Annotated in this window: 29 protein-coding genes; 7 read left to right on the forward strand and 22 right to left on the reverse strand. The window is 37.2% G+C overall.

Features of this window, described 5'->3' with window-relative positions:
* Nucleotides 1-174: 174 nt before the first annotated feature.
* The 3 genes from BLR86_RS19505 to BLR86_RS26205 form a co-directional block, all read right to left on the reverse strand.
* A complete protein-coding gene (locus BLR86_RS19505; RefSeq protein ID WP_090765461.1) occupies nucleotides 175-1,233 on the reverse strand; it encodes an LLM class flavin-dependent oxidoreductase in 1,059 nt (352 codons plus the stop codon).
* A 143-nt stretch (nucleotides 1,234-1,376) separates the two neighbouring features.
* Nucleotides 1,377-2,486: a cysteine desulfurase family protein gene (locus BLR86_RS19510; protein WP_090765464.1), complete on the reverse strand. Its 1,110-nt coding sequence runs from the start codon at nucleotides 2,484-2,486 to the stop codon at nucleotides 1,377-1,379.
* Between the two features lie 88 nt (nucleotides 2,487-2,574).
* Nucleotides 2,575-2,730, reverse strand: coding sequence for a hypothetical protein (locus BLR86_RS26205; RefSeq protein WP_175492973.1), 156 nt, complete (start codon nucleotides 2,728-2,730; stop codon nucleotides 2,575-2,577).
* 152 nt (nucleotides 2,731-2,882) lie between these two features.
* Here BLR86_RS26205 and BLR86_RS19515 point away from each other — a divergent pair, with 152 nt between their 5' ends.
* A complete protein-coding gene (locus tag BLR86_RS19515) occupies nucleotides 2,883-3,077 on the forward strand; it encodes a hypothetical protein (RefSeq protein WP_090765467.1) in 195 nt (64 codons plus the stop codon).
* An 88-nt stretch (nucleotides 3,078-3,165) separates the two neighbouring features.
* Here the strand turns inward: BLR86_RS19515 and BLR86_RS19520 are convergent, their stop codons facing one another.
* From BLR86_RS19520 to BLR86_RS19535, 5 genes are all read right to left on the reverse strand, one after another.
* Complete coding sequence (locus BLR86_RS19520) at nucleotides 3,166-3,342, reverse strand: DUF2187 family protein (protein ID WP_090765470.1); 177 nt, start codon at nucleotides 3,340-3,342, stop codon at nucleotides 3,166-3,168.
* Between the two features lie 72 nt (nucleotides 3,343-3,414).
* Nucleotides 3,415-3,576, reverse strand: coding sequence for a hypothetical protein (locus BLR86_RS26210; protein WP_175492974.1), 162 nt, complete (start codon nucleotides 3,574-3,576; stop codon nucleotides 3,415-3,417).
* A 1-nt stretch (nucleotide 3,577) separates the two neighbouring features.
* Nucleotides 3,578-4,825, reverse strand: a complete 1,248-nt coding sequence (locus tag BLR86_RS19525) for a Ger(x)C family spore germination protein (protein ID WP_090765473.1) — start codon at nucleotides 4,823-4,825, stop codon at nucleotides 3,578-3,580.
* A complete protein-coding gene (locus BLR86_RS19530; RefSeq protein ID WP_090765476.1) occupies nucleotides 4,800-5,903 on the reverse strand; it encodes a GerAB/ArcD/ProY family transporter in 1,104 nt (367 codons plus the stop codon). Before BLR86_RS19530 ends, BLR86_RS19525 begins: the two co-directional genes overlap by 26 nt.
* Before the next feature lie 6 nt (nucleotides 5,904-5,909).
* Complete coding sequence (locus BLR86_RS19535; protein WP_090765479.1) at nucleotides 5,910-7,451, reverse strand: spore germination protein; 1,542 nt, start codon at nucleotides 7,449-7,451, stop codon at nucleotides 5,910-5,912.
* A gap of 52 nt (nucleotides 7,452-7,503) precedes the next feature.
* On the opposite strand from BLR86_RS19535, the gene BLR86_RS26850 reads away from it, so the two are divergent.
* Nucleotides 7,504-7,635 carry a hypothetical protein gene (locus BLR86_RS26850; RefSeq protein ID WP_302847232.1) on the forward strand — a complete coding sequence of 44 codons (132 nt, stop codon included), beginning with the start codon at nucleotides 7,504-7,506 and terminating at the stop codon, nucleotides 7,633-7,635.
* Nucleotides 7,632-8,561, forward strand: coding sequence for a DMT family transporter (locus tag BLR86_RS19540; RefSeq protein ID WP_090765482.1), 930 nt, complete (start codon nucleotides 7,632-7,634; stop codon nucleotides 8,559-8,561). The genes BLR86_RS26850 and BLR86_RS19540 overlap by 4 nt, the downstream gene beginning before the upstream one ends.
* 204 nt (nucleotides 8,562-8,765) lie before the next feature.
* Here the strand turns inward: BLR86_RS19540 and BLR86_RS19545 are convergent, their stop codons facing one another.
* Nucleotides 8,766-8,966 carry a cold-shock protein gene (locus BLR86_RS19545; protein WP_026568674.1) on the reverse strand — a complete coding sequence of 67 codons (201 nt, stop codon included), beginning with the start codon at nucleotides 8,964-8,966 and terminating at the stop codon, nucleotides 8,766-8,768.
* A 164-nt stretch (nucleotides 8,967-9,130) separates the two neighbouring features.
* Nucleotides 9,131-9,871, reverse strand: coding sequence for a DUF2161 domain-containing phosphodiesterase (locus BLR86_RS19550; protein WP_090765485.1), 741 nt, complete (start codon nucleotides 9,869-9,871; stop codon nucleotides 9,131-9,133).
* Nucleotides 9,872-10,041: 170 nt separating this feature from the next.
* Here BLR86_RS19550 and BLR86_RS19555 point away from each other — a divergent pair, with 170 nt between their 5' ends.
* Nucleotides 10,042-11,610 carry a hypothetical protein gene (locus BLR86_RS19555; RefSeq protein ID WP_090765488.1) on the forward strand — a complete coding sequence of 523 codons (1,569 nt, stop codon included), beginning with the start codon at nucleotides 10,042-10,044 and terminating at the stop codon, nucleotides 11,608-11,610.
* A gap of 168 nt (nucleotides 11,611-11,778) precedes the next feature.
* On the forward strand, nucleotides 11,779-12,219 hold the full coding sequence (locus BLR86_RS19560; RefSeq protein WP_090765491.1) for a GNAT family N-acetyltransferase: 441 nt from the start codon (nucleotides 11,779-11,781) through the stop codon (nucleotides 12,217-12,219).
* Between the two features lie 173 nt (nucleotides 12,220-12,392).
* Here BLR86_RS19560 and BLR86_RS19565 read toward each other — a convergent pair whose 3' ends face one another.
* From BLR86_RS19565 to BLR86_RS19590, 6 genes are all read right to left on the reverse strand, one after another.
* On the reverse strand, nucleotides 12,393-13,484 hold the full coding sequence (locus BLR86_RS19565; RefSeq protein ID WP_090765493.1) for an FAD-dependent monooxygenase: 1,092 nt from the start codon (nucleotides 13,482-13,484) through the stop codon (nucleotides 12,393-12,395).
* A 192-nt stretch (nucleotides 13,485-13,676) separates the two neighbouring features.
* Nucleotides 13,677-14,087: a DUF3147 family protein gene (locus BLR86_RS19570; RefSeq protein ID WP_090765496.1), complete on the reverse strand. Its 411-nt coding sequence runs from the start codon at nucleotides 14,085-14,087 to the stop codon at nucleotides 13,677-13,679.
* A 17-nt stretch (nucleotides 14,088-14,104) separates the two neighbouring features.
* Complete coding sequence (locus BLR86_RS19575; protein ID WP_175492975.1) at nucleotides 14,105-14,464, reverse strand: DUF3147 family protein; 360 nt, start codon at nucleotides 14,462-14,464, stop codon at nucleotides 14,105-14,107.
* A gap of 223 nt (nucleotides 14,465-14,687) precedes the next feature.
* Nucleotides 14,688-15,620, reverse strand: a complete 933-nt coding sequence (locus tag BLR86_RS19580; RefSeq protein WP_090765499.1) for a D-2-hydroxyacid dehydrogenase — start codon at nucleotides 15,618-15,620, stop codon at nucleotides 14,688-14,690.
* 26 nt (nucleotides 15,621-15,646) lie between these two features.
* Entirely contained in the window at nucleotides 15,647-15,838 is a 192-nt protein-coding gene (locus BLR86_RS19585) for a hypothetical protein (protein WP_090765502.1), read from the reverse strand.
* 74 nt (nucleotides 15,839-15,912) lie between these two features.
* Nucleotides 15,913-17,358 carry a DEAD/DEAH box helicase gene (locus tag BLR86_RS19590; RefSeq protein WP_090765505.1) on the reverse strand — a complete coding sequence of 482 codons (1,446 nt, stop codon included), beginning with the start codon at nucleotides 17,356-17,358 and terminating at the stop codon, nucleotides 15,913-15,915.
* 366 nt (nucleotides 17,359-17,724) lie between these two features.
* Between BLR86_RS19590 and BLR86_RS19595 the strand changes: the two genes are divergently transcribed.
* Nucleotides 17,725-18,315 carry a guanylate kinase gene (locus BLR86_RS19595; RefSeq protein WP_090765508.1) on the forward strand — a complete coding sequence of 197 codons (591 nt, stop codon included), beginning with the start codon at nucleotides 17,725-17,727 and terminating at the stop codon, nucleotides 18,313-18,315.
* Between the two features lie 170 nt (nucleotides 18,316-18,485).
* Complete coding sequence (locus BLR86_RS19600) at nucleotides 18,486-18,938, forward strand: S1 domain-containing RNA-binding protein (protein ID WP_090765511.1); 453 nt, start codon at nucleotides 18,486-18,488, stop codon at nucleotides 18,936-18,938.
* 50 nt (nucleotides 18,939-18,988) lie between these two features.
* Here BLR86_RS19600 and BLR86_RS19605 read toward each other — a convergent pair whose 3' ends face one another.
* The 6 genes from BLR86_RS19605 to BLR86_RS19630 form a co-directional block, all read right to left on the reverse strand.
* Nucleotides 18,989-19,270 carry a hypothetical protein gene (locus tag BLR86_RS19605; RefSeq protein WP_090765514.1) on the reverse strand — a complete coding sequence of 94 codons (282 nt, stop codon included), beginning with the start codon at nucleotides 19,268-19,270 and terminating at the stop codon, nucleotides 18,989-18,991.
* Nucleotides 19,271-19,546: 276 nt separating this feature from the next.
* Nucleotides 19,547-20,338: an HAD family hydrolase gene (locus BLR86_RS19610; RefSeq protein ID WP_090765518.1), complete on the reverse strand. Its 792-nt coding sequence runs from the start codon at nucleotides 20,336-20,338 to the stop codon at nucleotides 19,547-19,549.
* Between the two features lie 248 nt (nucleotides 20,339-20,586).
* Nucleotides 20,587-21,294, reverse strand: a complete 708-nt coding sequence (locus BLR86_RS19615; protein ID WP_090765521.1) for an ABC transporter ATP-binding protein — start codon at nucleotides 21,292-21,294, stop codon at nucleotides 20,587-20,589.
* The gene (locus tag BLR86_RS19620) at nucleotides 21,287-22,075 is read right to left on the reverse strand and encodes an ABC transporter ATP-binding protein (RefSeq protein WP_090765828.1); all 789 of its coding nucleotides are present in this window, start codon (nucleotides 22,073-22,075) and stop codon (nucleotides 21,287-21,289) included. Before BLR86_RS19620 ends, BLR86_RS19615 begins: the two co-directional genes overlap by 8 nt.
* Nucleotides 22,071-23,009: a branched-chain amino acid ABC transporter permease gene (locus tag BLR86_RS19625; RefSeq protein ID WP_090765524.1), complete on the reverse strand. Its 939-nt coding sequence runs from the start codon at nucleotides 23,007-23,009 to the stop codon at nucleotides 22,071-22,073. The genes BLR86_RS19620 and BLR86_RS19625 overlap by 5 nt, the downstream gene beginning before the upstream one ends.
* Nucleotides 23,010-23,022: 13 nt before the next feature.
* A complete protein-coding gene (locus tag BLR86_RS19630; RefSeq protein ID WP_090765527.1) occupies nucleotides 23,023-23,901 on the reverse strand; it encodes a branched-chain amino acid ABC transporter permease in 879 nt (292 codons plus the stop codon).
* Nucleotides 23,902-23,979 lie beyond the last annotated feature (78 nt).

A 23,979-nucleotide genomic window follows, 5' to 3' on the forward strand; every position in this document is an offset into this window, starting at 1 on the left:
CACGAAAAAAGATTAGGGAATGTTCAAAAACATCCCTAATCTTTTTAATTTTTATTGCGGTAAATTTAGATTGCCTATATTTTCAGCAGTCTCCAAATTTGCCGAGCTTTTTGTTTTTGATACTATTATCTTGAGTGAAGCGACAATTCGGTTTAATGTTTCCTGTAATGATCTTTAATTATCTCCAGTTTCAGCTTCCCACCTAGCCACTTCTTCACGAACAATCGGTGCTACTTCTTTCCCTAGCAGTTCGATTGACTTCATGACATCTTTATGAGGCATGGTCCCGACTGGGCAGTGTAGCATAAATCGTGTTATTCCCACGTTCTTACGGAGGTTAATGATTTTTTCTGCTACTGTTTTGACGTCTCCGACATACAGGGCTCCTTGTAAACTTCGCGCTGTATCAAAGGTTGACTGATCATATCTTCCCCATCCACGCTCGCGTCCTAATTTATTCATGGCTTGTTGAGTAGAAGGGAAAAATTTCGCAACAGCTTCTTCTGTACTTTCACCAACGAACCCATGTGAATGGGAAGCAACCGGCAGCTTTGAAGCATCATGCCCCGCATGTTCTGCAGCCTTCTTATAAAGTTGGACGAGTGGTGCAAAATGGTGTGGACTTCCACCAATGATGGCAAGAACAAGTGGTAATCCGAGTAGACCTGCACGGATAATAGAATCTTGACTTCCGCCGCTGCCTATCCAAATTGGCAGTGGATTCTGAACTGGTCTTGGATACACACCACGATTTTGAATAGCAGGTCGATGCCCACCTTTCCAAGTAACTTTCTCGGAGTCCCGTATTTTTAACAGCAACTCAAGTTTCTCCTCGAATAACTGATCATAGTCCTTTAAATCGTAGCCAAACAGTGGAAAAGATTCGATGAAGGAACCTCGACCTGCCATAATCTCGGCACGCCCATTCGAGATCGCATCGACTGTTGCAAAATCCTGAAAAACTCGAACTGGATCCGCAGAAGACAGGACGGTAACCGCACTAGTTAGTCGAATCCGATTTGTCCTGGACGCCGCTGCAGCCAGGACAATTGCAGGAGAAGAGACCGCATAATCTTCTCGATGATGCTCTCCTACACCGTATACATCAAGTCCTACTTGATCCGCGAGTACTATTTCCTCAACGACTTCACGGATCCGTTGTGCGTGACTGATCACCTCACCAGTTTTAACATCCGGTGTTGTTTCCACAAACGTACTTAACCCAATTTCCACTATGTTTTCCCCCTATGTATATCGAACTAAGATAATGTATCTATATCCTTATCTTAAACCTCTATCCCTAATTCACAAAGGATTTAACCTCCAATTCGCAAATAAGGACCAACTCCATCGACCCTCATTTTCTAGTCATTAATTTAGATACTCGCTTTAAGGCTTTCTATGACAGTATCTATTTCCTCCTTTGTCGTATACCTTCCTAAACTAAATCGAATTGCACCCATTCCCACCTCTTCAGGCACCTTCATTTCTTTTAATACAGGTGATAATTCAATGCTGCCAGCATGGCATGCAGAGCCTGTGGAGGCTGCTAGATGCGGGATTTTATCTAATAAATCTTGACCTATCCTCCTGACAAAACTCACATTCAAGGTATTCGGTAAACGATCTTCCGGATGCCCATTTAAGACAACCATTTCACCAAATTCATTTTTTAATTGATTCCAAAAATAGTCTGTTAACTCCTTTATTTTTTCTAATGGAGTCCCAGCGATTTCACATGCCTTTCCTAACCCAACTGCCAGTAACGTATTTTCCGTCCCTGCTCGCATCCCCTTTTCATGCCCTGCTCCATGAATAAGTGGTTCAAGTTCTACTCCATCACGAATGAAAAGGGCGCCAATTCCTTTCGGAGCATAAAGTTTATGACCAGCTATGGTTAACATATCTACTTTTAGCTCATTCACATTGACTGGTACTTTCCCAATTGACTGTGAAGCATCCGTATGAAATACAATTCCATACCGATCAGCAATTTCCCCAATTTCGTTGATTGGCTGTAAGGTACCAGTTTCATTATTTGAATGCATGATCGTAATGAGAATCGTTTCTTTTGTAATTGCTTTTTCTATTTCCGAAGGTGATACCCTCCCAAATGGATCAACGCCAACATACGTTACCTTCGCTCCAACCTTTTCAAGGAACTTACATGGGTTGATTATTGCCGGATGTTCAATTTTAGAGGTAATAATGTGTTTACCTCTATGCTGGTTTTTAAAAAAGAAACCTTTTAATGCCAAGTTATTCGCTTCACTTCCACCAGAGGTAAACGTTATTTCACTTGGAGAACAGGCAATTATCTCTGCAACCTGTTTTCTTGCGTTATGTAGTAGTTCTTTTACTGGTCTTCCAGCCCAATGGAGTGCTGATGGATTCCCATAGAAATCATTCAGTAGCGGCTGCATGGTGTCTACCACTTCAGGTGCCAATGGCGTACTAGCGTTGTAATCAAAATAAACTTTTTTCATCAGGCTCTTCCTCTCCCAACTATATCTCTAGGATAATAGTATCAAAATTGCCTTTAAAATGTTACTAATACTGCTTCTAAGCCAATCGTTAGGTTCGATTGGCAGTCATATCGTCATATGGCAGGATTAGCTTTTCCACTCGATCATAGTTCATCGTACTGATTTCTTTCATTAGTCTTGGAATTGCTTTTTCAGGATAGCCATATTCACGAAGCAGCTTTTCCATTTTTTCAAACTTGTCCATCCTATTACCCCCTATTGCTCGTTATCACATTTACTTTCCCCTAAACAACAGAAGAATGATATGGAAATATCTTTCAGGCTAATTTTTTCCCAGCATTCACCGAATAATCCAACCTTTATTACATAACCTATTGCTGTTTGGAGGTGAAATATATGTCTAATAAAAATCAAAATAGTAAAAGTGTTGCAGACGGGATTAAAGAAACAGCTGGAGCAGCCTTCCATACTCTTCATAGTGCCTTAGAAACAACTGAAAATGTCGCTATGAATACGGTTGATGCCGCTAAAAACGTTGTAAATAATGTAACTCGCAATGGAAACGAAAAGGGCCAACGAAATCATGATTAAAGAATAAGACGCTATTAAACAGTCGTTATATTTCATAGTAAAAAAACCCCTTTGATATAAAGGGATTTTTTTACTATGGATAGTTATTTTATTTCATTATTTTATAATTCTTATGGTTAACAATCGTTATAAGTGGTTCATCTTTATCCTTTGAAACACCATACTGGACCATAACAGAATTTTCTCTAATACCTGTAACGACACCTTCTAAAGAATCCCCTTCACGTTTAAAGGAAATCTTATCACCAATTTGTGCGTTAGCCATTCTATCACCTCGATTTTAAATTTTCCATAATTACCTTAATTAATACTTTATAAAGCTTGAACAATCCGGTTTTCACTGTCTTAGGATTGAGAAAAACGGAAGGACAATAATTGAAAGGGTTAGAAAAAAAACGGCTGCTGCACTCATTTTTTTTCTGCCCTTCCAAAGGATGACACCGAATCCAAAAGTATACACCGCTATTATGATTAGCGCAAGGATGATTACTATTTTCAACCTAATCCCCCATCTTCAAAGGTTTTCTTACTTGTTTTCCATAATCAACTATTTCTATTTCTGGTATTACATGAATATCTGCTTTAAGATACGATTTTGCCCAATTAAATTTTTTATATTCCTGAACAGTTCCAAAATATTTACGAGCAGAGATAGATAAAGAGTATGGGACACCCTTTAATTCAGTTTGTGTTTTTTTAAAAAAATCTTCGTTTATTGTTCTGTAATCTTCCCTAACTTTTTCTTTTAAAATTTGTTGATTTTTTTTCACTGCAAAGTTGACCATCGATGGGTTTGACAAGATTTCATATTGTAATGGTACGGTAATAAAAATCTTTGGCCTGGCACCCTTTACATTCATTTCCACTTTATTATTACCTATTTTAAACATTCTTGCCGACATCTGTTTGTCACTGCCTGGAAATGGATTAGGTATATCCACCAATATATCTTTTATATTGGTTGAATCATCAAGAATATTGACAGTACGTGTTTCTTCACCGGTTAGCTTATCTATCATCTTTCCATTCCTAAAGACCGCTGACCCCATAAATTGTGTATCATCAAGCTCTCCTGTTGCACCCACTTGCCCTGCTATGTATTCATCCTCTTTTTTATATTCGGGATTCTTTTGCCTTATGGCTGTTGTATACATTGCCAAAAAAAGGTCTGTCCCTCTTTCTATTGTTTTAAAAAAACGAAGGAGAGTCGAATCAGGAATAAGCCCATTTTCGATTCCGTGTTCGACCATGAATTGATAATATTTGTGTGGTCTTGTTTCCATTTTTGGTCGATTTTTCAGAAAATACTCACTTGCCTTTTCCTTCGATACCGCTAGATAGCTATTCAAACGAATTTCTTTATCTTTTAGAGTGTCATAAATGGTTTTAATAAATTCCTTATCACTTGCATATTCCTCGGAAACAACAATAATTTTTAACAGTTCATAACTAATACTTCTTGAGATAATTGCATTGGCTGTAGCCTTTGCTGCAATGAAATCATTGGCTTCAAACGTGATGATTTCCCTGGGCTTCTCGGTAGACCCACCACCGCCTTGCATGCTCCCTACTTCTGGATTGGCAAGTAGCATGGTGACGTTGATATTCCCTTTATGTTTGGAAGCATCAATGCCTAGCCCGATTACATAGGCTTTAGCTTCAAGCTCTTTTCGATCCCAACAGCCTGATAATAAGCAAACCATGATGATTAATATCAATAATTTACATACTGTTTCTGTTTTTTGCATGCTTAAATTCTCCTTTTACCAGTGCAACCAACCATAAAAGTAGTGAAATGACAAAAAACATAGGACCCGCTATATTTGTTATGGACTGTTTAAATATAAAAGCAACCTCAAGTGGATTTTCCGGAATACTACCGATTAATAAATAAATCGTCGCAAGAGCTGGAATTAAGAATTCAAGTTCATTTATTTTGAAGATATGAGCAAACATTAGCGCATTTAGATATAAAAAAACGGCAAAACGAACAAATATTGCCAGAATCCATATCACAAAAAAGAATATTTCTATGTTTGGCAGATAGGTTCCGAGGGAAAGAAAACCTATGGATGTATGGAATGGATATCCAATTCCTCTCAAAGATGTATCAAACATACAAATAAAACTGATTATGGCCACACTAATTTGGAAGCTGACGAAAGCTAATGCATACCAGGTGGATTTTCGAAACTCTGTCGTTGAGTTCATATTTGGTATGAGCATGGTAAGCAGAAAAAACTCTGCAAAAAGTGTTATTTTTAGAATGCTTTGCTTTAAAATCACAAGCTTTCCAGGACCCCAAATCGGAAATATTGCTTGAATCGTGCTATGCTGAGTACTTAATATTAATGCGAGAAATAAGGATAATAGCGTATAGTAAACGATTAGATAACCAACCGATCCGATATTTTGAATTCCTTTTTTCGCTCCATATGCACTAATAACCATTAAAACAGCGTATATGATAAGATTAGGAGTTGTTGTGAAATAAAAGGATCGTATAATATTTGTATAATTTCTAGAATCAAACGAAATGGCGAAAGAACTGATGAGAAATATTACAAGGCAAATAAAGAAGCCTAAATACCTTCCGAGTAATTGTTGGATAACGGAAAACAAGTTTTCCCCTTGAAATAGCTCCATCGTTTTTAATAATAAAAAGATTCCAACAAAGAAAATAACTGCAGAAAGAAGGGGAACCATCCACGCAGCATTTTGTACATTACTGTACAGAAGCGCTGGGTTACTATCCGTTGCTTTTGCCCCTACCATTATAATAGCAATGGCCATATATTCACGCATACCAAGTTTTCTAGATTCCATATGAGCTTATCCCTTTCTTTGTTTGACCATATCCTTTGGTTTTAAATATCCTGGCCTAAACTTTTCCTTTATTGGGATATGACGAATAAGTAGGTCCTTTGAAGATGCGAAATGTGGTGTCATCGGCGCAAAGTAAGGAATTCCATAAGATTTTAACGAAACTAAATAAAAAAGGCCTACCGTAAATAATGCCATAACCCCATAAATGCCGAAAAAACCTGCTGAAAAAACAAACAAAAATCGACTTATACGAATGGCAAAATTCATGCTCCCATCAATAATAATAAAAGAGCTTAAGCCACTTAAGGCAATAACGATGATGACAATTGGACTAATGATATTTGCTTGAACTGCAGCCTGCCCCAAAATTAATGCCCCAACAATTCCAATCGTTGGACCAATAGGCGATGGAACGCGTAAACCAGCTTCTCGTATAAGTTCAAAGCCAATTTCCATCATTAAAATCTCAATGATCGACGGAAAAGGTACTCGTTCCCTGGAACCAGCCATGGCCATTAATAAATCGGGCGGAATCATCCCTACATGATAGTTAGTGATGGCAATATAAAAAGGTGAGGCAAACATCGCGATAAACAAAGCAAAAAATCTCAATAATCGGATGAAATTTCCATATGGTGTCCGCAAATAGTGATCTTCAGGTGAATGCATAAGTGCCCAAAAGGTTGTTGGAAGAATAAGACAACTTGGTGAATTTGACATTAATAATACAATGTGGCCTTCTTCAATGAAAGCAGCAGCTCGATCTGGACGTTCCGTATATAACATTGTTGGAAATATGGACCTTGGATGTTCTTCTAGATATTGTTCCAATATACTTAAATCGATAATCTTATCACTATTAAACGAAGCCAACTTATCTTTTATTGTTAGAAGCAGCTCATCATTTACTAAATCTTTTTCATAAACTAAGAACACACTGTTTTTTGAACGCTTTGTAATGACCTTCGATTCAACAATTAGATTTTCATTTTTAATCTTTTTACGGATTAAGGCAATATTATCAACCACGTTTTCGTTAAAAGCTTCTTTTGCACCCTTTACAATTACTTCATTATCAGATTTTTCAATTGACCGGCCATGAATTTTGGTCGTTTCGAATAAATAGCATTCAGAATCGCCTTCCACAAAAAGTGCGGTGATTCCACCCGAAATAAAATCAGTAATTTCCCCAATATTAGTGGCCATCTTTGCAATTGGAAAGGAAACAATATCTTGAATCTTTGTTGAACTTTGCTCGTTTCCTAAGAGTTTTTCCATGATGCTTTCTTTTATGTGCTCTAGGTCAACCATTGTACCGACGAAAATGATGAAGGCACGGCGATTTAGTGAACGGATAGTAAACTCACGTACCATAATGTCCGTGTTTAGAGGGACACTAAAAATTGACTTAAATGTTGCTAAATTCTGATCAAGACGTGAGCTTATATCTTGTTTTTTTAATTCAATAGCCTCAGTATTGGATTGTTCCTTAAATTCTGGTTCAGAGTTAAGGTTTTTAAACAAAGACTTGGTGATTTTTTTTCGCATTCTTTACCCCTCCCAGTTTTTATATCGTTATCTATTAATAGGAGTTTTATGTATGAGTCGTAGCTACCAAAAAAATATATATAACGCCATTGAGAACCACTTGGATGAAATTAATATTTCGCAAATCGAAAAAAATGGTAAAATACAAGATAATAAAATATTATTAAATAGGGGATTGAAATGAAAAAGAAATGGATCATTTATGGAATGTTGTTTTTCGCAACGGCCACTTGGGGTAGTGCCTTTATTGCAGGTAAAATCGCCGTACAAAGTTTTGAACCAGCTACAGTAGCTTTTTTACGTTTTCTAGGCGCTGCGGTCCTATTGTTTCCGCTTATGTCAATCATGGAAAAAAATCGAAAGAAACCTACATTTAAGGATTATGGATTATTTACAGTTTTAGGCTTAACTGGTATTGCGCTCTATAATATTTGTTTTTTTATCGCAACGAAACAAGCACCAGTGATTAAAAGTTCTTTATTTATTGCTTCAAACCCAGTTTTGATTGTCCTGTTATCAGGTTTATTTTTAAAAGAGAAAATAACAAAGAATCATATAATAGGCATGGTGATCGCTCTTACAGGTGCTGCCTTTATTATTACCGATGGTCACATTTTCACCTTGTTCAAACTTGGCTTTGAAACGATTGATTTTGTTTTACTTGGAGCTGTAATTAGCTGGGCATTGTACAGTGTGGTAGGAAAAGTGGTCTTAAAAAAATATAGTGCTGTGGAATCAACCACCTACGCCGTTGCTTTTGGAACGGTATTTTTAGCACCATTTGCATTTGCAGAAACCTCGTGGCAGGATATTACCCAAGCTACTTTTTCTACCTGGATCGCAATTGCCCATATGAGCATTCTTGTGACCGTTGTTTCCTTTATTATGTACTATTATGGGATCAAAGAGGTTGGTGCTGCAAAAGCATCTATTTTTATTAATGTTATGCCTGTATCGGCAGTAATAATGGCAACCATCTATTTAGGGGAAACTTTCAATTGGGCTCACGGTGTTGGAGCGGCGTTAGTATTATCAGGAGTATATATTGGAACTAATACGAGGTTATTTAAGAGGAAAATACCTGCTGTTCCTATTGCTGAAACTCATTGAAAACTTTTTTATAAAAAGAGTAGGGATTGCAATAAATGTGTACTATACTGTTTCTACCATTTGCTTTACGTTTTACGTTTTTCAAGTACCCGCCCTGCGCCAATAATGGTGCAGGGTTTTTTGCGCGCTCTTTATTACAAAAATTAAATTTATAGACAAAAAAAAGACTCTACAAGAGAGTCTTTTCATATATGTCGTTTCAAATTAAGCTTTACGAACGTTAGTAGCTTGTGGTCCACGTTGACCTTGTTCTACTTCAAAAGTAACTGCTTGACCTTCGTCTAAAGTTTTGAAACCTTCGCTTTGGATAGCTGAGAAGTGTACGAATACATCGTCTCCTGCTTCTCTTTCGATGAATCCGAAGCCTTTTTCTGCATTAAACCATTTCACTTTACCTTGTTCCATTTTTGTTTCCTCCTCGTGTGCTTTGCACACATTGTGTTACTATCCTTGCTCAGTTCTTTAGACGTAAAGTTGTAAACTTTTTAATCAAACTGACTGACAAAAATAATTCTCCTTTACTATATCAGAGATATTAAATTAATGCAAATGAATATGGGGAATTTTTTTCAAATGGAATCATTCCCGTCGTTTTTTATTCTTCCTAAATAATAAATAATAAGATCTTGAAACTCCTCTACCTCTTGTTTTCCCTTATCACTAATCATATAGGTTCCTCTTTTGATTCGCTCAAACCAACCATAGTAGTTTTTAGTTAAGATGGAGGGCGTTTTATCTCCTGTTCCCATCTGAATTAAAGCCTTCGGTGATAATGGTCCCATTGTATTTAGGTAACTGGCAATTTGAATGCAATTTTCTTTATAGGCGGTCATGATTTTTGTGCGATTACTTCCCCCAACATTGAAATCGGCACTGCGCCCGCTAATTTCCTTTAGAATAGCTTCTCTTTTCTTTTTTTGTCTGCCCGTTCCTGTTTTACGTTTAAAAGGAGCAGGATGAATGAGTATATCTGCATTCGCACGGTTTCCCAGGAAGGAAACCACAATCAATCCCAGCTCTAACCTTTTGATTAAATGGAATTTATCTGACCATTGTTTAGAATTCATCCGAGTTTTTGGTTTTGGAATCGCAATATACACTTGATCCGTTAATCTTTGTCGTTTGGTAGCTTGTATCAGAAGATCCACACTTAACGTGAGCTTCAGTTCAATAATAACCAACGTATCCTCTTTTACTGCCACCATGTCGCAGTCCTTTACTTCACCGTAGACATCATAGCCTTCAAGCGAAAAATAATTTTGAATTGGTTTATATAAATCTACCTCTTGTAGCTTGTTATTTTCCTTCATATGAATCTCCTACTGTAAAAATAATCGTATCGTTATCTTACCATGAAACTCGTTATAGTTTATTGAGATTTTTAAAGCGTTGAGCTGGAAATAGCATAATCTGTCAGAATTATGGTAATATTATTTTATTCAAAAAAATAAAGTACATAACGTGTATCATGGGGGAGAAAATGAACAGAAAACTCTTAACACATCTATATTGGGTGATACCCACCGTCATTATGATTTTTGGCTTTTTGTTATTATCTTATCAAAACTTTTCAAAAGTAACAGAACCACCTGCGCCAGATTGGAGTAGAGCTTTATTTATTGGAAAAACAGATATCAATAAATTACCTCCTGTGAAAAAAACAGAAGATGGAAGCTTCATTTTTACTAGATTTGAAAATGGCAAACTAGCAACTACTACAATGAATAAGGATTTTATTATTCAAGATCAGAAGTCGTATGACATTCCAGTGGATAAGTGGACACAAGTATTTCAGAAAGAAGAGACAATTCTCTATTTTGATTTTAAAAATATTTATGATATGAATAGGAATATTATTGTCTCAAATGTTGAGAAATTCTATCCTTTAGGGACGACCATTTTTTATCTAAAAGAAAAAGAACTCTATCAGCTTACACCAGAAAATATGAAATCTGAAAAAATCATGGATGCTGACCTAAATAAACTTGATATCATCCTCCAAGAAGACGAAGTGGGAGTAAAAATACTAGTCTATACATCAGATACGAATGGAGTCGATATTTCCCTACAACAATTTATCAATGGAAAAATGAATACGATATACCAAACGAGATTAAAAGTAGATCCGGGAAAAGTTGTCAACGACATCGCGTTTGCTTTAAACGATCAAAAACTAGCTTTATTACTACAGGAAGAACTTGAACAAACCCAAGGAAAACCAGAGTTCTTCACCTATTATATGGAAACAAGTTTGACCAATCAGGACGCGCAACCTTTACACAAATTATCCTTTGAAGATCCAGCCGGGAGTCACAGCTTGAAAGAAGTTTCTGACGTCGTTTTTAAATACAGCAATGGAAAACCTACCATTTTATTTAAAGCAAATGGACGGACAGAAACCCGATACAATGACAATACTACATTTAATATTTACACTGCTGTAATAACCGAAAATGGTACAACGAAAACAGAGCGACGCAGCAATACTCCAGAGATTTCTACTAACCCTCAATGGATTAATGACGAAACGATTGCATGGTTAGAATTAGGCGCAGAAGTGCATAAAATCAACATTTCAACAGCTGATATTGATAAAGTCAGCGACCTAATCAAGATTACTCAAGGTGACTGGCTAAATGCCCTTGGAAAAACGCTTGGTATGATAACCACATCCTTTTTTGGGATAGCACTTTCTGTAATTTGGTTTTTATGGCCAATTATTTTTATAGTGGTAATGTATTTCTTTAAGCATAGAACCATTGACCGTGATCCAACTTGGTTCTTTTATACTGGAATTGGACTTTATATACTTGCAGCAGTCATATGGAGAGATCGATTTTTTGTTGACAGTATTTATTCAAAAGCACCGAATTATTTAACCTTTACCGGCAGTTCGTATTTTTATATGATCGTTTTTGCCATCATTGCGTATTGCTTAGCGATTCATGCAAAGCGAGTTAATGATTGGAGTGGCACAACAAGAATAATTTATTTTGTAGGCTTACATGTTTTACTTCTTACAATATTTTTTGGGCCTTATATTATTTAATTTTAAAAACCCCATTTCAAATTGAAATGGAGTTTTTTTATATAGAATTAATTCTTGATTTAATGTGGTAACGAAACAAAAGCAGCCTATTTTCATACTATAGGTTAGATATTCGACCTGCTGACATACAATGAATTTTCTTGGATTTCGAAGGAGATGCAAAGATAAATGACTATTAGGAGAGCAACTTATGAAGAGACTCAAAGAATCTTAAATTACCATTTGGAAGTATTAAAAGAAGCGACAATGGGTTATGTTACGCCAAGCCGAGAAAAGGCAATGGAACTCATGTCCCCGTTTCTACATGGCGGTGGTTATTACCTTGTTCAAATAAAAAATAATATGATACAAGGATGGGTTGGTTTAGGGCAAATCATTGATCAGAATACGGATGAAACTGTCGGTTTTATCAATGAAATGTATGTACTCCCACCCTATCGCAATCAAGGTGCAGCTAAAAAATTATGTCAGGCTGCATTTAGTCAATTACGTGCTAAAGGCTATAAAAAAGTCCAATTAAATGTATATGCAGGAAATCATGCGAAGCAACTTTATGAAAAGCTAGGATTTAAAGATATTACTACTTTGATGACGAAAAACTTATTGTAGTGAAAGCATTCAAGCTTGAAATCTTGTTTATCCCCTTTTTCGGATAAACATATAATTTCCCATACACCACAATCCTACTAATCCCAAAATAAAAAAAACAGGCATCGAATATACAAGAAAAACTGCATAATCAGCAATTTTTGTATATTTGGTGCCTGTCACCGATGTTTTTATCATTTATAAGCAAATTTCTCGGAAATGGATGTTTCTTGTTTTAGTTGCATGATTTGTTGTGTTTTGATTTCATTTTTTCTGTTCATTTCGAAGAGTTTTAATTGCTCTGCGCTTATATTATTTTCTATAAGCGCTTGGGTTAGGATTGGTGCTAGGACATGAGCGTCTTTCATTCCACAGTTAATTCCAATCGCACCGGTTGGTGTCATGGTATGTGCGGCATCACCTATGAGGACTAATCCGTCCTCAACCCAAGTTTCACTACGCGAGCTTTGTACCTTTAAACAAACAAAGTCGTTCCAAGTACGCAGGTGCTCATTGACGCTCTCTTCAAGTTCTGGAAAACTTTCAACCAATGGCTCAAGAAAAGGCTGCAGTGAACCTTTCCGTAATTTAGGAAAAGAGCCCTCTGCTATATTCCAGCCAATTTGGATGAGACCCCCAGTTTGTGTGAACAATGCTAGTTGATGACCATTAACAAGGACCATTCTTGTTGATGGTTCCCATCCTACTGGTGCAGGAATTTTTGCCCACAATACATCATACCCGTGTGTCATTTCAATTGTCGGTATCTTTGCTAGCTTTCTTACGGTTGAATAACGACCATCTGCTCCGATGGTAACCTTGCTTGAGATGTGGATTTCTTCCCTATCCCTGATCGCCTTAACCCCGGTATAGAATCCTTTATCATCCTGAATTAATTCTTTAACAGTCGTACTAAATAATAGTTGAAAATTTTTATTTCCCTCTGAGTCGTGGATGATCGCATTTAGTAAATGTGTTTGGGGGACATGGATTCCGACATGGTCTTCATGGGCACCTGGTGTTATACTGTTGACGATATTTTTTCCCGCGAAGTACTCTACTTTTTTCATTTTTAGAAGTCCAAGCTCTTCTATCTTTTCAAATAATTTGTGTTCCTTTAAGATTGATTCCGTTTCAGCGTTAATATGCTCGCCTCTAAATTGTCTATTAACTCCAGCAGATCGTTCAATAATAATGGTTGATACACCGTTTTTAGCTAATAAATGTCCGAGTAATATCCCTGCAGGTCCGCCGCCAACGATACACACATCTGCTTGTAAGTTCATGTTACCCACCTTCTAATGTAGTTTTTTCTTTATATAGTATAACCGTATTTTTCAATCAATTGTTCGGTTTAAAAAGTTTCTTTATAAGAAAAAAAGTTAAGTATAGAGTAACAAATTTAGAACAACTGGTCAAATTTCAAAATATTATGGAAACAAGGCGGGATATGCCGTTTTGTTTTTTTCATTAATCATTTATTTATGTCTTAAGTGTATTCCAGAATGAATAGTTAGTTTAATACTTCTTTTGTTGTGTCTGACACTAAGCCTATCCTTTAAAGAAGAAACGATAATCGAGCTGCCCAGCCAGAACAGTAATCCTAATACGATACTTAAAGCCCAGTTGCCGCTAACATGTAATACCGTCCACACGGTTGCTACACAAACAACGCCGCCAATCATTCCAAACACAGAGCCATTGGCAATTTTAGCCGCTTTTTTAGATCCAGACGCAATTCCCATCATCAGCACCGCAGTTATCATCACGGCTGGGAAGGCAGCAAAGATTCCAGCGAGGATTTTCCATGGAGATAAGACCGTTATCAAATAGCTAATCATCACAGCCGCTCCCCCGAGAGTAAAGCGAATAAGTAGATCTTTATACATAACTGGCACCCTTCCCATTAGTAAGTAGTAATCAAAACCACAGCCATTGAAACGACAAGCCAAAATCCCATTGCCTGCGCGAGACCTCGTTTCCATCCATGTCTTGGCAGGAGATAACCAGCTAATATGGCTACTAGTATGTTGATTGCCATTCCAACAATCGCACCTTTAGATAATAAGATTGAATGAGCAACTAATTCCTCTCCCCTAAAATCCAAACCGACCGTTAATAAAGCAGCTAAGTAAACAGCAGGAAAAGCAGCAAATATGCCACCGGCTTTTTCACCTAAATTCCTGGCAACAAGTGTTGAAATTACTACCGCTCCTCCTCCTAAAACAAATCTAAGGAGTAACGCACCTATTGATAAATCTACCAATGCCTTTCACCTCTAATAGTTAGTTTTCTTAGCTGACCGATTCCTTTTTGATGAATGTGAACTTTTTCACATAACGAATTTAATACCTTCATTCTACCTCATTTTTGCTTCTTAACAAGTGAACATTTCTTTACTTTTTTTAAAGCGTTACCATACTAAAGTTAGAGGATTCAACAAAAAAAGAAAAACCCTTTATTTCGGGTTTTCAAATGAATTATATCCTTTAATATCCTTTTTTTGTATCAACTAAATTCTTAAGAGGTTTGTTTTCTTCAATATTCATAAGTGTTTCAAGAAAACAAGCCGCCCCTTCTTGTGGAGTGGTAACGGCCGAAACATGAGGAGTAATTTGAACTCTAGGGTGGCTCCATAATAGATTATTTTCAGGTAGTGGCTCTTGTGAAAAAACGTCGAGAACTGCAAATCTAATTTGCTTTCCCGTTAATGCCTGTAGTAAAGCTTCTTCATCTACCGAAGCACCTCGACCGACATTAATAAAGCCTGTATTGGATAAATGGTTAAAGATTGTTCCGTTAAAAAACTTTTCGGTTTTTTCCGTAAGTGGCAAGGTGTTGATGATGTAGTTCATTTCACTTAATCGGGAAAAATGAGAATCCAGTTTCACGACCTCTTTAAAATAAGCTTTTTCCTGACCGCTTAAAGAAACCCCATAGACGTCAACACCTAATCCCGAAAAAACCTTCGCTATCATTTGACCAATTTCGCCAGTACCATAAACAAGAACACTTTGATCACCTACTAATTTCGGCGTTAACTGGTTCCAAATTTTTTGCTCCTGTTGATTTTGGAAAACATCATGTAATTGTAAATCCTTTAAGATGTAGCTTAAACAATACTCGGCAATTCTTTGTCCAAAAGAACAAATCGTTCTTGTTAATAAAACCGCTTCATTCCATTTCTTCTTATATAAGAAACGGTCAACCCCTGCTCCAAGAGAATGAATCCATTTTACATTGCTGTACTCATAGTCAGCTTTAAGGTTAAAGGAAACTAGTGCATCTGCCCAGTTTATATCATTTTGTGTCAATTTATCCTCAGGAATAAAACGAAAAGTCTTTTGCGGGACTTTCTTTTCGATTATTGTTTGAAGTTCTTTATACATGGGACTGACTACTAAAATAGTTGATATGTTCATCTTTTCACCTCTTTTATTAATAAGACTCAACCTTTAGGTACGTCGAGCGCTTGATAAGCAGCCTGGTATTTCCCGCCATCGGCTACTTCTGAATGGTATAATGCCTTAAGGGCAAAGTTTTTTTCTAATTCGTGCTCATTGATCAATTCTTTTAAATGCTTCTGCAGGTCTTTATTTTCTTTTACTAACTGTTTCATTTGTGTTTTAAAATACTTCATTGGGAGTTTTCTCATCCTTTTTTATAAAAATAAGGACGATTATGTAAAATAAATCGTCCTTTTTTAAGAATCCATTACTTTTTAGCTACGCTAACCTTCAGCTTCTTCCCTTTAACGGTTGTATTCTCCATTGCCTGTATCACTAGCGAACCCTTACCATTAAGGATGTCAACATAAGTTAAATTGTCCTGTATGGTGATAATGCCAATATCGTCGGAGGTAACTCCAGGAATATTTGAGATTGTGCCAACGAAATCTACCGCGCGAAGCTTTTTCTTTTTACCACCGCTAAAGTGAAGCTTGGTGATATCCTTATTGATCCGTGCCGTTTTATTATTTCTGACCACTCTGCGGCCACTTCGTTTTTCCTCAAACGCCGCTTGTCCACTTTTCACTGCATCCTCCGTCGGGGCATCCATTACAGGAATTTCAAAGCCGACGTATCTTTCAATTGCTTTAAGGTATTTCCCTTCAAACGGTGTTACGAAGGTAATCGCTTTTCCTTTATTACCTGCTCTACCCGTTCTTCCCGTGCGGTGAACGTAGCCCTCTTTTTCCATTGGCACATCGTAATTTATAATCAATGTCACATTATCAATGTCGATTCCACGTGCTGCCACATCCGTTGCCACAAGATAACGGAAATTCCCTGCTTTAAAACCGTCCATAACCCCGAATCGATCTTCTTGTTCTAATCCACCATGGAGTCTTTCACAAGAATAATTGGCTTCTTCCAATTCAGCATAGACATTTTCAACATTTTCTTTGGTTCGGCAAAAAATTATACTGCTATCTGGGTTTTCAACAACGGTAATATCTTTAAGGAGTGAAATCTTTTCATCTTCCTTTACTTCAATAACAGCGTGTTCAATCGTATTCGTTGTTACCCCAGTGGTAGCCATCTCAATATGGATGGGATCTTTCATATATTGATGACAAAGTTTTTCCACATCCTTCGGTAAGGTGGCCGAAAAAACCATCGTGACTCTGTCTTCTGGAAGTTCCTTGATGATGGATTCAACTTCTTCAATAAAACCCATATTGAGCATTTCATCCGCTTCATCAATGACCAAATAGTTGATATGATCTAATTCAATAGTTCCCCTTTCGATATGATCTTTCATTCGACCAGGAGTCCCAACAACAACATGTGTTTTTTGCTTTAATTCTTCCTTTTGTTTTGAAAAAGGTTCTTTGCCATAGACAGCTAGTGCTTTAATCCTTTTAAATCGACCAATATTGGTAATATCCTCGCGAACTTGCACGGCGAGTTCTCGGGTTGGTGTAAGAATTAACGTTTGCGGCTTTTTTTCTTCCCAATCCATTAATTCGCAAATTGGAATGGCAAAGGAAGCCGTCTTACCAGAACCAGTTTGCGATTTGACAACCAAATCCTGTTTTTCCAATGCCTTAGGGATCACTTTTTCTTGTACTTCTGTGGGATGATCATATTTTAAAACGGTCAGAGCCCTTGTTATTTCTTCACCTAAATGATAATCCTCAAAATTCTTCTCACTCATGTATTAACCTCATTTTATTAAATTATCCAACTTCTATATAGGATTTCTCTCAAAGAAATATCATATGCAAAATCTGAATAGGTTTATTATACTTGAAAAACTGGGCTCTCGAGAATTTATTTTCGAATCTCTGTTACACAACAGCTTCACAAGACCAAAGAGACATGATTATGCAATTTCACAATATATAGGAAATTTGTAGCAATCTTTGTAAAAAAATCGGAAATATCAAAAATATCGACGCAAAATCTGTTATAATGAAATTATCCTGTTCTAGGGATACTATTATTTACGTAACGGACAGCATGCTAATTCAACTGTATACTCTTTTTTTATTTAAACAATATTTCTAATAGGAGGTTATCTATGTATAAAATCAAAGATAAGGAAAAACTCTTTATTTTCACGGGTCCTGATGGATCGGGAAGAAAAACGATTGCTAAGATGGTATCAACCGCTTTTGATATGGAAACTGTGCTTTCATACACAACACGTCCTCCCCGTCATTATGAACAAGATGGTGTAGACTATCATTTTATTACGGAAGAAGCCTTCCAAAAAATGCAAACCAACCAAGAATTCCTGGAAACGGTTGATATCGATGGAATCCATTATGGAATCCGTGAAGAGGATATTGTCAAAGCATTTGAACATCATAATCTAGTCTACCTTACGTTAAATCCAGAAGGCACTGAAAAGTTACAAGAGATGTATGGCGATCGTGTCATGCGCTTTTTCATCTTTGCAAACCGTGATACAGTAATTAAGCGACATAAAGCTCGTAACGATACGGAAGAAGATATCCAAAGACATCTTTCCCATTATGATGAAACAATGGCTTATAAAAATAATTGTGAACATGTATTTGAAAACTACGATTCACCGCAGGTTTCTTTTCAAGTGAGTGAAGTTATTGAAGCATTTCTTGATCGAAATAGAATTGTTACCGATTATTAAACCTACACCAAAAAAAAGGGCCATTAACGGGATTTTTATCCTTTTAATGGTCTTTTTTATAAATAATAATTGAGTTTATAAATGATCAATGAAAATAGATAATAACTTGAAATTATGATTAAACTAGTGTAAAATTAAGTGTTGAAAACATTATATAGGGGGAACTCTTTTTGTCGATCGAAGTAGGCAGCAAAGTACAAGGTAAAGTAACGGGTATTACTAATTTTGGAGCATTCGTAGAACTACCAGGAGGCACAACTGGCCTTGTGCACATCAGTGAAGTAGCTGATAGCTATGTTAAGGATGTTAATGACCATTTAAAAGTAGGAGATCAAGTTGAAGTTAAGGTAATTAGTGAGAAGGACGGAAAAACTGCCTTGTCCATTAAAAAGGCTATTGATAAGCCAGAAGGACAGACTTCTTCCTATTCACAGCGTCCACAACGCCAAGGAAGAGATAATAGGCCATCAAAGGACTTCCGGGCAAAAGGCGGTAATTTTAAGCCAAAAGAAAACTTTGAAGATAAAATGGCTAAATTCTTAAAAGCGAGTGAAGAAAATCTATCCAGCTTAAAACGCAGCACCGAAACGAAACGTGGCGGTAGAGGCGGAAGACGAGGATAATTATAGATAAAGAAAGGCGAGCCAGGAATGGCTTGCCTTTCTTTGTTCATTCATTTGGAAACTGCCATTTCATTAATGGATTTGTTTACTGCCGTCCTAAATGCCCAAATGATATCTGTTAAGATATCTTTTTCAACCATTATTTCTTTTATGTCCCAGTACAGTTCATTTTTTCGGTGGTAATAAAACTCTCCATCTGGGGATTTCAGTATCGTCAGGATCCCCTTTGGATTGTCTGTTTCCATTGTGAGAAAATGTTTTTTTCCATTCCAATTGGCAAAGACCTCGAAAGTTTTCAGAAACACATGAACTTCCTCTTTACTCTTAAGCACATTATTCACTCCTTTATCATTTTAAACATAATACAAGTGAATTGCTTTGATAAATCATAGCCCCTACAATGGAATAATAGTGTGATTCTGATTATATGCACAAGAACAGGCAACCTACAACTGTTTTGTTAGGAAGACAAACATAAAATATTTTTACCCTATCGTACATATTAAGTGATGGTTACCGGAAATCGCTGTTCTTAAATTTACGGCACTATAAAGGCTGTTCCACAGGTAATTAAATTACAGCCTGCTAAACAGCCTTTGCATGTTCCTTTATTTATTACTCAACTCATCCAACAATGGAAAAAGTTCTTCTAAGTGTTCAATTTCATAGGTTGGAATAACTTCATTTCGCTCTTTATTGTGGCGGTTAATCCAAACGGACCTAATCCCAATTGAATTTGCACCTAGTATATCGGTCATTAAGTTATCCCCTACCATCAGAACCTCGTCCTTCTCTAATGACATGAGTGACAGCGCATGCTCAAATATCGATGGGTCAGGCTTCCCTCTTCCAAACGCACCAGAAACGACAATCTGGTCAAAGTACTGGACAAGCTCTGGTGTAATCGATAGTTTGGTATGCTGTAGATCTGGTGAACCATTCGTTAATAGAAGCAGTTGATACTTACCTTTTAAAGAATCTAATATGCTAAAGGTTTCCTCGTACACAAACGGCAGGTTTCTGCGTTCTTGCGGGAATCTTTCCGCAAGTTCATGCCCAAATCCGGGGTCATCTATCCCCATTGCCTTTAGTCCCGCAATCCACGCTTCTTTGCGATAGCCAGGAACAATTTCTTTCATTTTCCTAAATTCATCATGATCATCTAAAAAATTGCCCCATAAGCCTTCGAACGGATTAATCCCGATCATTTGTGTAAACGTATAGGTCTCATAGGAGGCGTATAGATTTCTAGCAGCCTCGCGGACGGCTTCTTCTAGTTCATCTGCATCAACCACATATCGTTCCTCCGCTACTTTACATGTTGCAACAAATGCTTCCTTTATGCTTTTTTGATCCCAAAGCAGCGTGTCATCTAAATCAAAAAAAATAGCTTTTATCATTATCTCAAGCCTCACTTCGCCAAAATTATCTATTTTACTAGTTTAACATTTTTAGAATTAAAAGAATATTCATTCTTAATAATAATAAAGTATCATGGTTTTGCATCTAGTAAAATACTCTCTGCCAACTACTCATTTTCCGAAAATAAAATGCTCGCAGCAATGCGTGCACCTTCTTATTTTAGTTCTACCCAGTTGGAAACATAAATTTTATTGTTACTTTTTTTATAGTTAGATGTTGAACTTTGCTACAGTCCACCAAGATACGCTTTTCTAATTTCTTCACTTGCTTGTAACTCTGCAGCTGTTCCGGAGATGTCGACCCTGCCTGTTTCAATAACATATGCGCGGTCTGCTATCGATAGAGCCATATTCGCATTTTGTTCCACCAACAGAATCGTTGTACCGTCCTGATTGACTTGTTTAATAATTTGAAAAATCGTTTTGACCATTAGCGGAGCTAATCCCATTGAAGGCTCATCTAGTAATAGCAGTTTAGGTTTTGCCATAATGGCTCTTCCCATCGCCAGCATTTGCTGTTCTCCACCTGAAAGTGTTCCCGATAACTGCTTCCTGCGCTCATGTAGTCTCGGAAAAAGCGCATAGACTCGCTGAATGTCTTCTCGGATTCCCTTCTTATCATTCCTAATATAGGCACCCAATTCGAGGTTTTCCTCAACGCTCATATTAGCAAATACACGGCGTCCTTCCGGAACATGTGAAATTCCTGACTTAACAATTGACTGTGGAGCCTTCCCTGAAATCGAACCACCTAAGTACTCGATGGTTCCAGTCTTTGGTTTTAAGAGTCCAGATAGTGTCTTCAGAAGCGTGCTTTTCCCAGCCCCATTCGCCCCAATCAAGGTTACAATTTCACCTTCATTTATTTCTAAAGAAACACCCTTTAGAGCATGAATATTTCCATAATAAACATTAATCCCATTTACTTTAAGCATGATCGCTCGAAACCTCCTCGCCAAGGTATGCTTCAATTACTTTTGGATGGTTACGGATTACTTCCGGAGTTCCCTCGGCAATCAATTGTCCATGGTCAAGTACATAAATTCTTTCACAAATTCCCATAACTAACGCCATATCATGTTCAATTAAAAGAATGGTTAAATCAAACTGCTTCCGAATAAAAGCAATTAACTCCATAAGTTCATGAGTTTCCTGTGGATTCATACCAGCAGCGGGCTCATCGAGAAGAAGCAATTTTGGACCGGCAGCCAATGCTCTGGCAATTTCCAATCTACGCTGCTGCCCATATGGTAAATTCTTTGCTTTTTCATCCTTAAAACGATCCAATTGAAAAATTTTTAAAAACTCTAGTGATTTTTCCTCCATCACCTTTTCTTCGAAAAAATGGGATGGCAGGCGGAAGATGGAACTTAATATGGAATGCTTTGCTAAGGAATGGTACGCAACTTTAACATTGTCTAATACAGATAATTCACTAAAAAGTCTGATATTTTGGAAAGTACGGCTAATTCCTTTTCGGGTTACTTGATAGGGTGCAAGTCCATTTAGCTTTTTCCCATTGAACCTAATTTCACCCTCTGTCGGTACGTATACACCGGTTAACAAATTGAAGCTTGTGGTTTTTCCTGCACCATTTGGACCGATTAAACCAACTAATTCACCTTGATTGAGTTCCATATTAAAGCCTGATACAGCCTTTAAGCCACCGAACTGGATCCCAGCCTCTTTAACCTGTAATAATGCTCCCACACTAATTTCCTCCTTTCGCCATTTTCTTTTTACCAAAGAAATCTGTTATCTCACGTGTACCCATTAAACCTTGAGGACGGTATAACATCACAACAACTAGAACTAAACTGTAAATAATCATCCGCGTCTCTGGATATTGCTGTAAATACGTTGATACAATGGTTAAAAGGATCGCAGCAATAACAGAACCAGATAAACTGCCAAGTCCGCCTAAAACAACAAAGATTAATATATCAAATGATTTTAAGAAACCAAAATTAGTAGGCTGGATAATATAAAAATTATGAGAAAATAATCCTCCAGCAATTCCTGCAAAAAATGAACCAATGGCGAAAGCAGCAACTTTATAAAACGTAGTATTGATTCCCATCGCATCGGCCGCAATTTCATTTTCGCGAATGGCAATACATGCCCTTCCATGACGTGAGTTTGTAAAATTCGCTATCACTAAAATCGTGATGACGAGACCAACAAATGCACTTGTCCAAGTAGTCATATTGGAAACCGACATCCCAGAAGCGCCGCCAACATAGTCAATATTTAAGAAAACAATTCGAATGATTTCACCAAATCCTAGTGTCGCAATAGCAAGATAATCTCCACGCAGTCTTAATGTTGGAATTCCGACAAGCAGACCTGCTAATGCTGCGACAACTCCTCCGATGATGATCGCTGCGATGAAAGGCAGTTCAAATTTCATCGTAATAATCGCTGAGACATAAGCACCGACCGCGAGGAACCCTGCATGTCCAATTGAAAATTGTCCTGTTATGCCAATTACCAAGTGAAGACTGGCCGCTAAGATAATGTTGATACTCATTAGAATCAGCATATTGCTATAAAAGGCATTTAAAATTCCTGTTTGAATTAAAATCTGACCAACTCCATATACAACCGCTGCTAAAATGAGAAATAGCCAGAATCTATTTACTTTTTTCATCTGTCTATCTCACCTACACTTTCTCTCTTGTATTTTTACCAAAGATGCCTGAAGGTCTAAAAATAAGGATAAGGATTAATATGACAAACGCTGCAGCGTCTCTCCATAAGGAAAATCCCAATGCACTTACGATTGATTCAACCACTCCCAATATTAAACCGCCGACCATGGCGCCAGGAATGATTCCGATTCCGCCTAGAACAGCTGCGACAAATGCCTTTAATCCAGGGATAATCCCCATTAATGGCTCGATTTTTGTATAATATACCCCAAAAATGACACCTGCTGCCCCTGCTAACGCAGAACCAATCGCAAAGGTATAAGAAATCGTTCTGTCTACATTTATACCCATTAAACGAGCTGCATCCATGTCGTGTGAAACAGCACGCATTGCCTTACCAATCTTTGTACGATGAACAATAAATTGTAAAATAATCATTAACCCGACAGAAACTGAAAGGATAAACAGGGACTGACTGCTAATTTGTGCACCAAACAAGTTAAAGCTTGTGCTCGGCAAGACGTTATCAGGATAAGCCTCTGGCTGTGCCCCACGTGCATAAATAACACCATATTCAATTAATAGCGACATTCCAATTGCTGTGATTAAAGCAGCAATTCTCGTCGCATTTCGTAGACGCTTATAAGCAATTCTTTCAATTAACACGCCGAATACTGCGCAAAAAGCCATTGAAAATAGTAACGCCGGAAAGAAACCTAGACCCCATCCCTTAATCGCATAAAACCCGACGAACGCACCTACCATAAAAACATCACCATGAGCGAAGTTAATTAATTTAATAATTCCATAAACCATGGTATAGCCTAATGCGATTAAGGCATAGATGCTACCGAGTGAAATTCCGTTTATCAATTGTTGTAGCCACTCCATTGTTATCACTCCTCTAAACTCCAGTTTTAACTATTTAGAAAAGTAGAATGGAAGGATTGTATCCTTCCATTCTACTTT

This window comes from Bacillus sp. OK048 (assembly GCF_900103525.1).
In the GTDB taxonomy this organism is placed as follows: domain Bacteria; phylum Bacillota; class Bacilli; order Bacillales; family Cytobacillaceae; genus Neobacillus.

Coding starts and splice junctions, on each gene's coding strand:
- BLR86_RS19510 (WP_090765464.1), bottom strand. CDS start 2,486: ATGAAAAAAGTTTATTTTGATTACAACGCTAGTACGCCATTGGCACCT.
- BLR86_RS26205 (WP_175492973.1), bottom strand. CDS start 2,730: ATGGACAAGTTTGAAAAAATGGAAAAGCTGCTTCGTGAATATGGCTAT.
- BLR86_RS19515 (WP_090765467.1), top strand. CDS start 2,883: ATGTCTAATAAAAATCAAAATAGTAAAAGTGTTGCAGACGGGATTAAA.
- BLR86_RS19520 (WP_090765470.1), bottom strand. CDS start 3,342: ATGGCTAACGCACAAATTGGTGATAAGATTTCCTTTAAACGTGAAGGG.
- BLR86_RS19525 (WP_090765473.1), bottom strand. CDS start 4,825: ATGCAAAAAACAGAAACAGTATGTAAATTATTGATATTAATCATCATG.
- BLR86_RS19530 (WP_090765476.1), bottom strand. CDS start 5,903: ATGGAATCTAGAAAACTTGGTATGCGTGAATATATGGCCATTGCTATT.
- BLR86_RS19535 (WP_090765479.1), bottom strand. CDS start 7,451: ATGCGAAAAAAAATCACCAAGTCTTTGTTTAAAAACCTTAACTCTGAA.
- BLR86_RS26850 (WP_302847232.1), top strand. CDS start 7,504: ATGAGTCGTAGCTACCAAAAAAATATATATAACGCCATTGAGAACCAC.
- BLR86_RS19540 (WP_090765482.1), top strand. CDS start 7,632: ATGAAAAAGAAATGGATCATTTATGGAATGTTGTTTTTCGCAACGGCC.
- BLR86_RS19545 (WP_026568674.1), bottom strand. CDS start 8,966: ATGGAACAAGGTAAAGTGAAATGGTTTAATGCAGAAAAAGGCTTCGGA.
- BLR86_RS19550 (WP_090765485.1), bottom strand. CDS start 9,871: ATGAAGGAAAATAACAAGCTACAAGAGGTAGATTTATATAAACCAATT.
- BLR86_RS19555 (WP_090765488.1), top strand. CDS start 10,042: ATGAACAGAAAACTCTTAACACATCTATATTGGGTGATACCCACCGTC.
- BLR86_RS19560 (WP_090765491.1), top strand. CDS start 11,779: ATGACTATTAGGAGAGCAACTTATGAAGAGACTCAAAGAATCTTAAAT.
- BLR86_RS19565 (WP_090765493.1), bottom strand. CDS start 13,484: ATGAACTTACAAGCAGATGTGTGTATCGTTGGCGGCGGACCTGCAGGG.
- BLR86_RS19570 (WP_090765496.1), bottom strand. CDS start 14,087: ATGTATAAAGATCTACTTATTCGCTTTACTCTCGGGGGAGCGGCTGTG.
- BLR86_RS19580 (WP_090765499.1), bottom strand. CDS start 15,620: ATGAACATATCAACTATTTTAGTAGTCAGTCCCATGTATAAAGAACTT.
- BLR86_RS19585 (WP_090765502.1), bottom strand. CDS start 15,838: ATGAAGTATTTTAAAACACAAATGAAACAGTTAGTAAAAGAAAATAAA.
- BLR86_RS19590 (WP_090765505.1), bottom strand. CDS start 17,358: ATGAGTGAGAAGAATTTTGAGGATTATCATTTAGGTGAAGAAATAACA.
- BLR86_RS19595 (WP_090765508.1), top strand. CDS start 17,725: ATGTATAAAATCAAAGATAAGGAAAAACTCTTTATTTTCACGGGTCCT.
- BLR86_RS19610 (WP_090765518.1), bottom strand. CDS start 20,338: ATGATAAAAGCTATTTTTTTTGATTTAGATGACACGCTGCTTTGGGAT.
- BLR86_RS19615 (WP_090765521.1), bottom strand. CDS start 21,294: ATGCTTAAAGTAAATGGGATTAATGTTTATTATGGAAATATTCATGCT.
- BLR86_RS19625 (WP_090765524.1), bottom strand. CDS start 23,009: ATGAAAAAAGTAAATAGATTCTGGCTATTTCTCATTTTAGCAGCGGTT.
- BLR86_RS19630 (WP_090765527.1), bottom strand. CDS start 23,901: ATGGAGTGGCTACAACAATTGATAAACGGAATTTCACTCGGTAGCATC.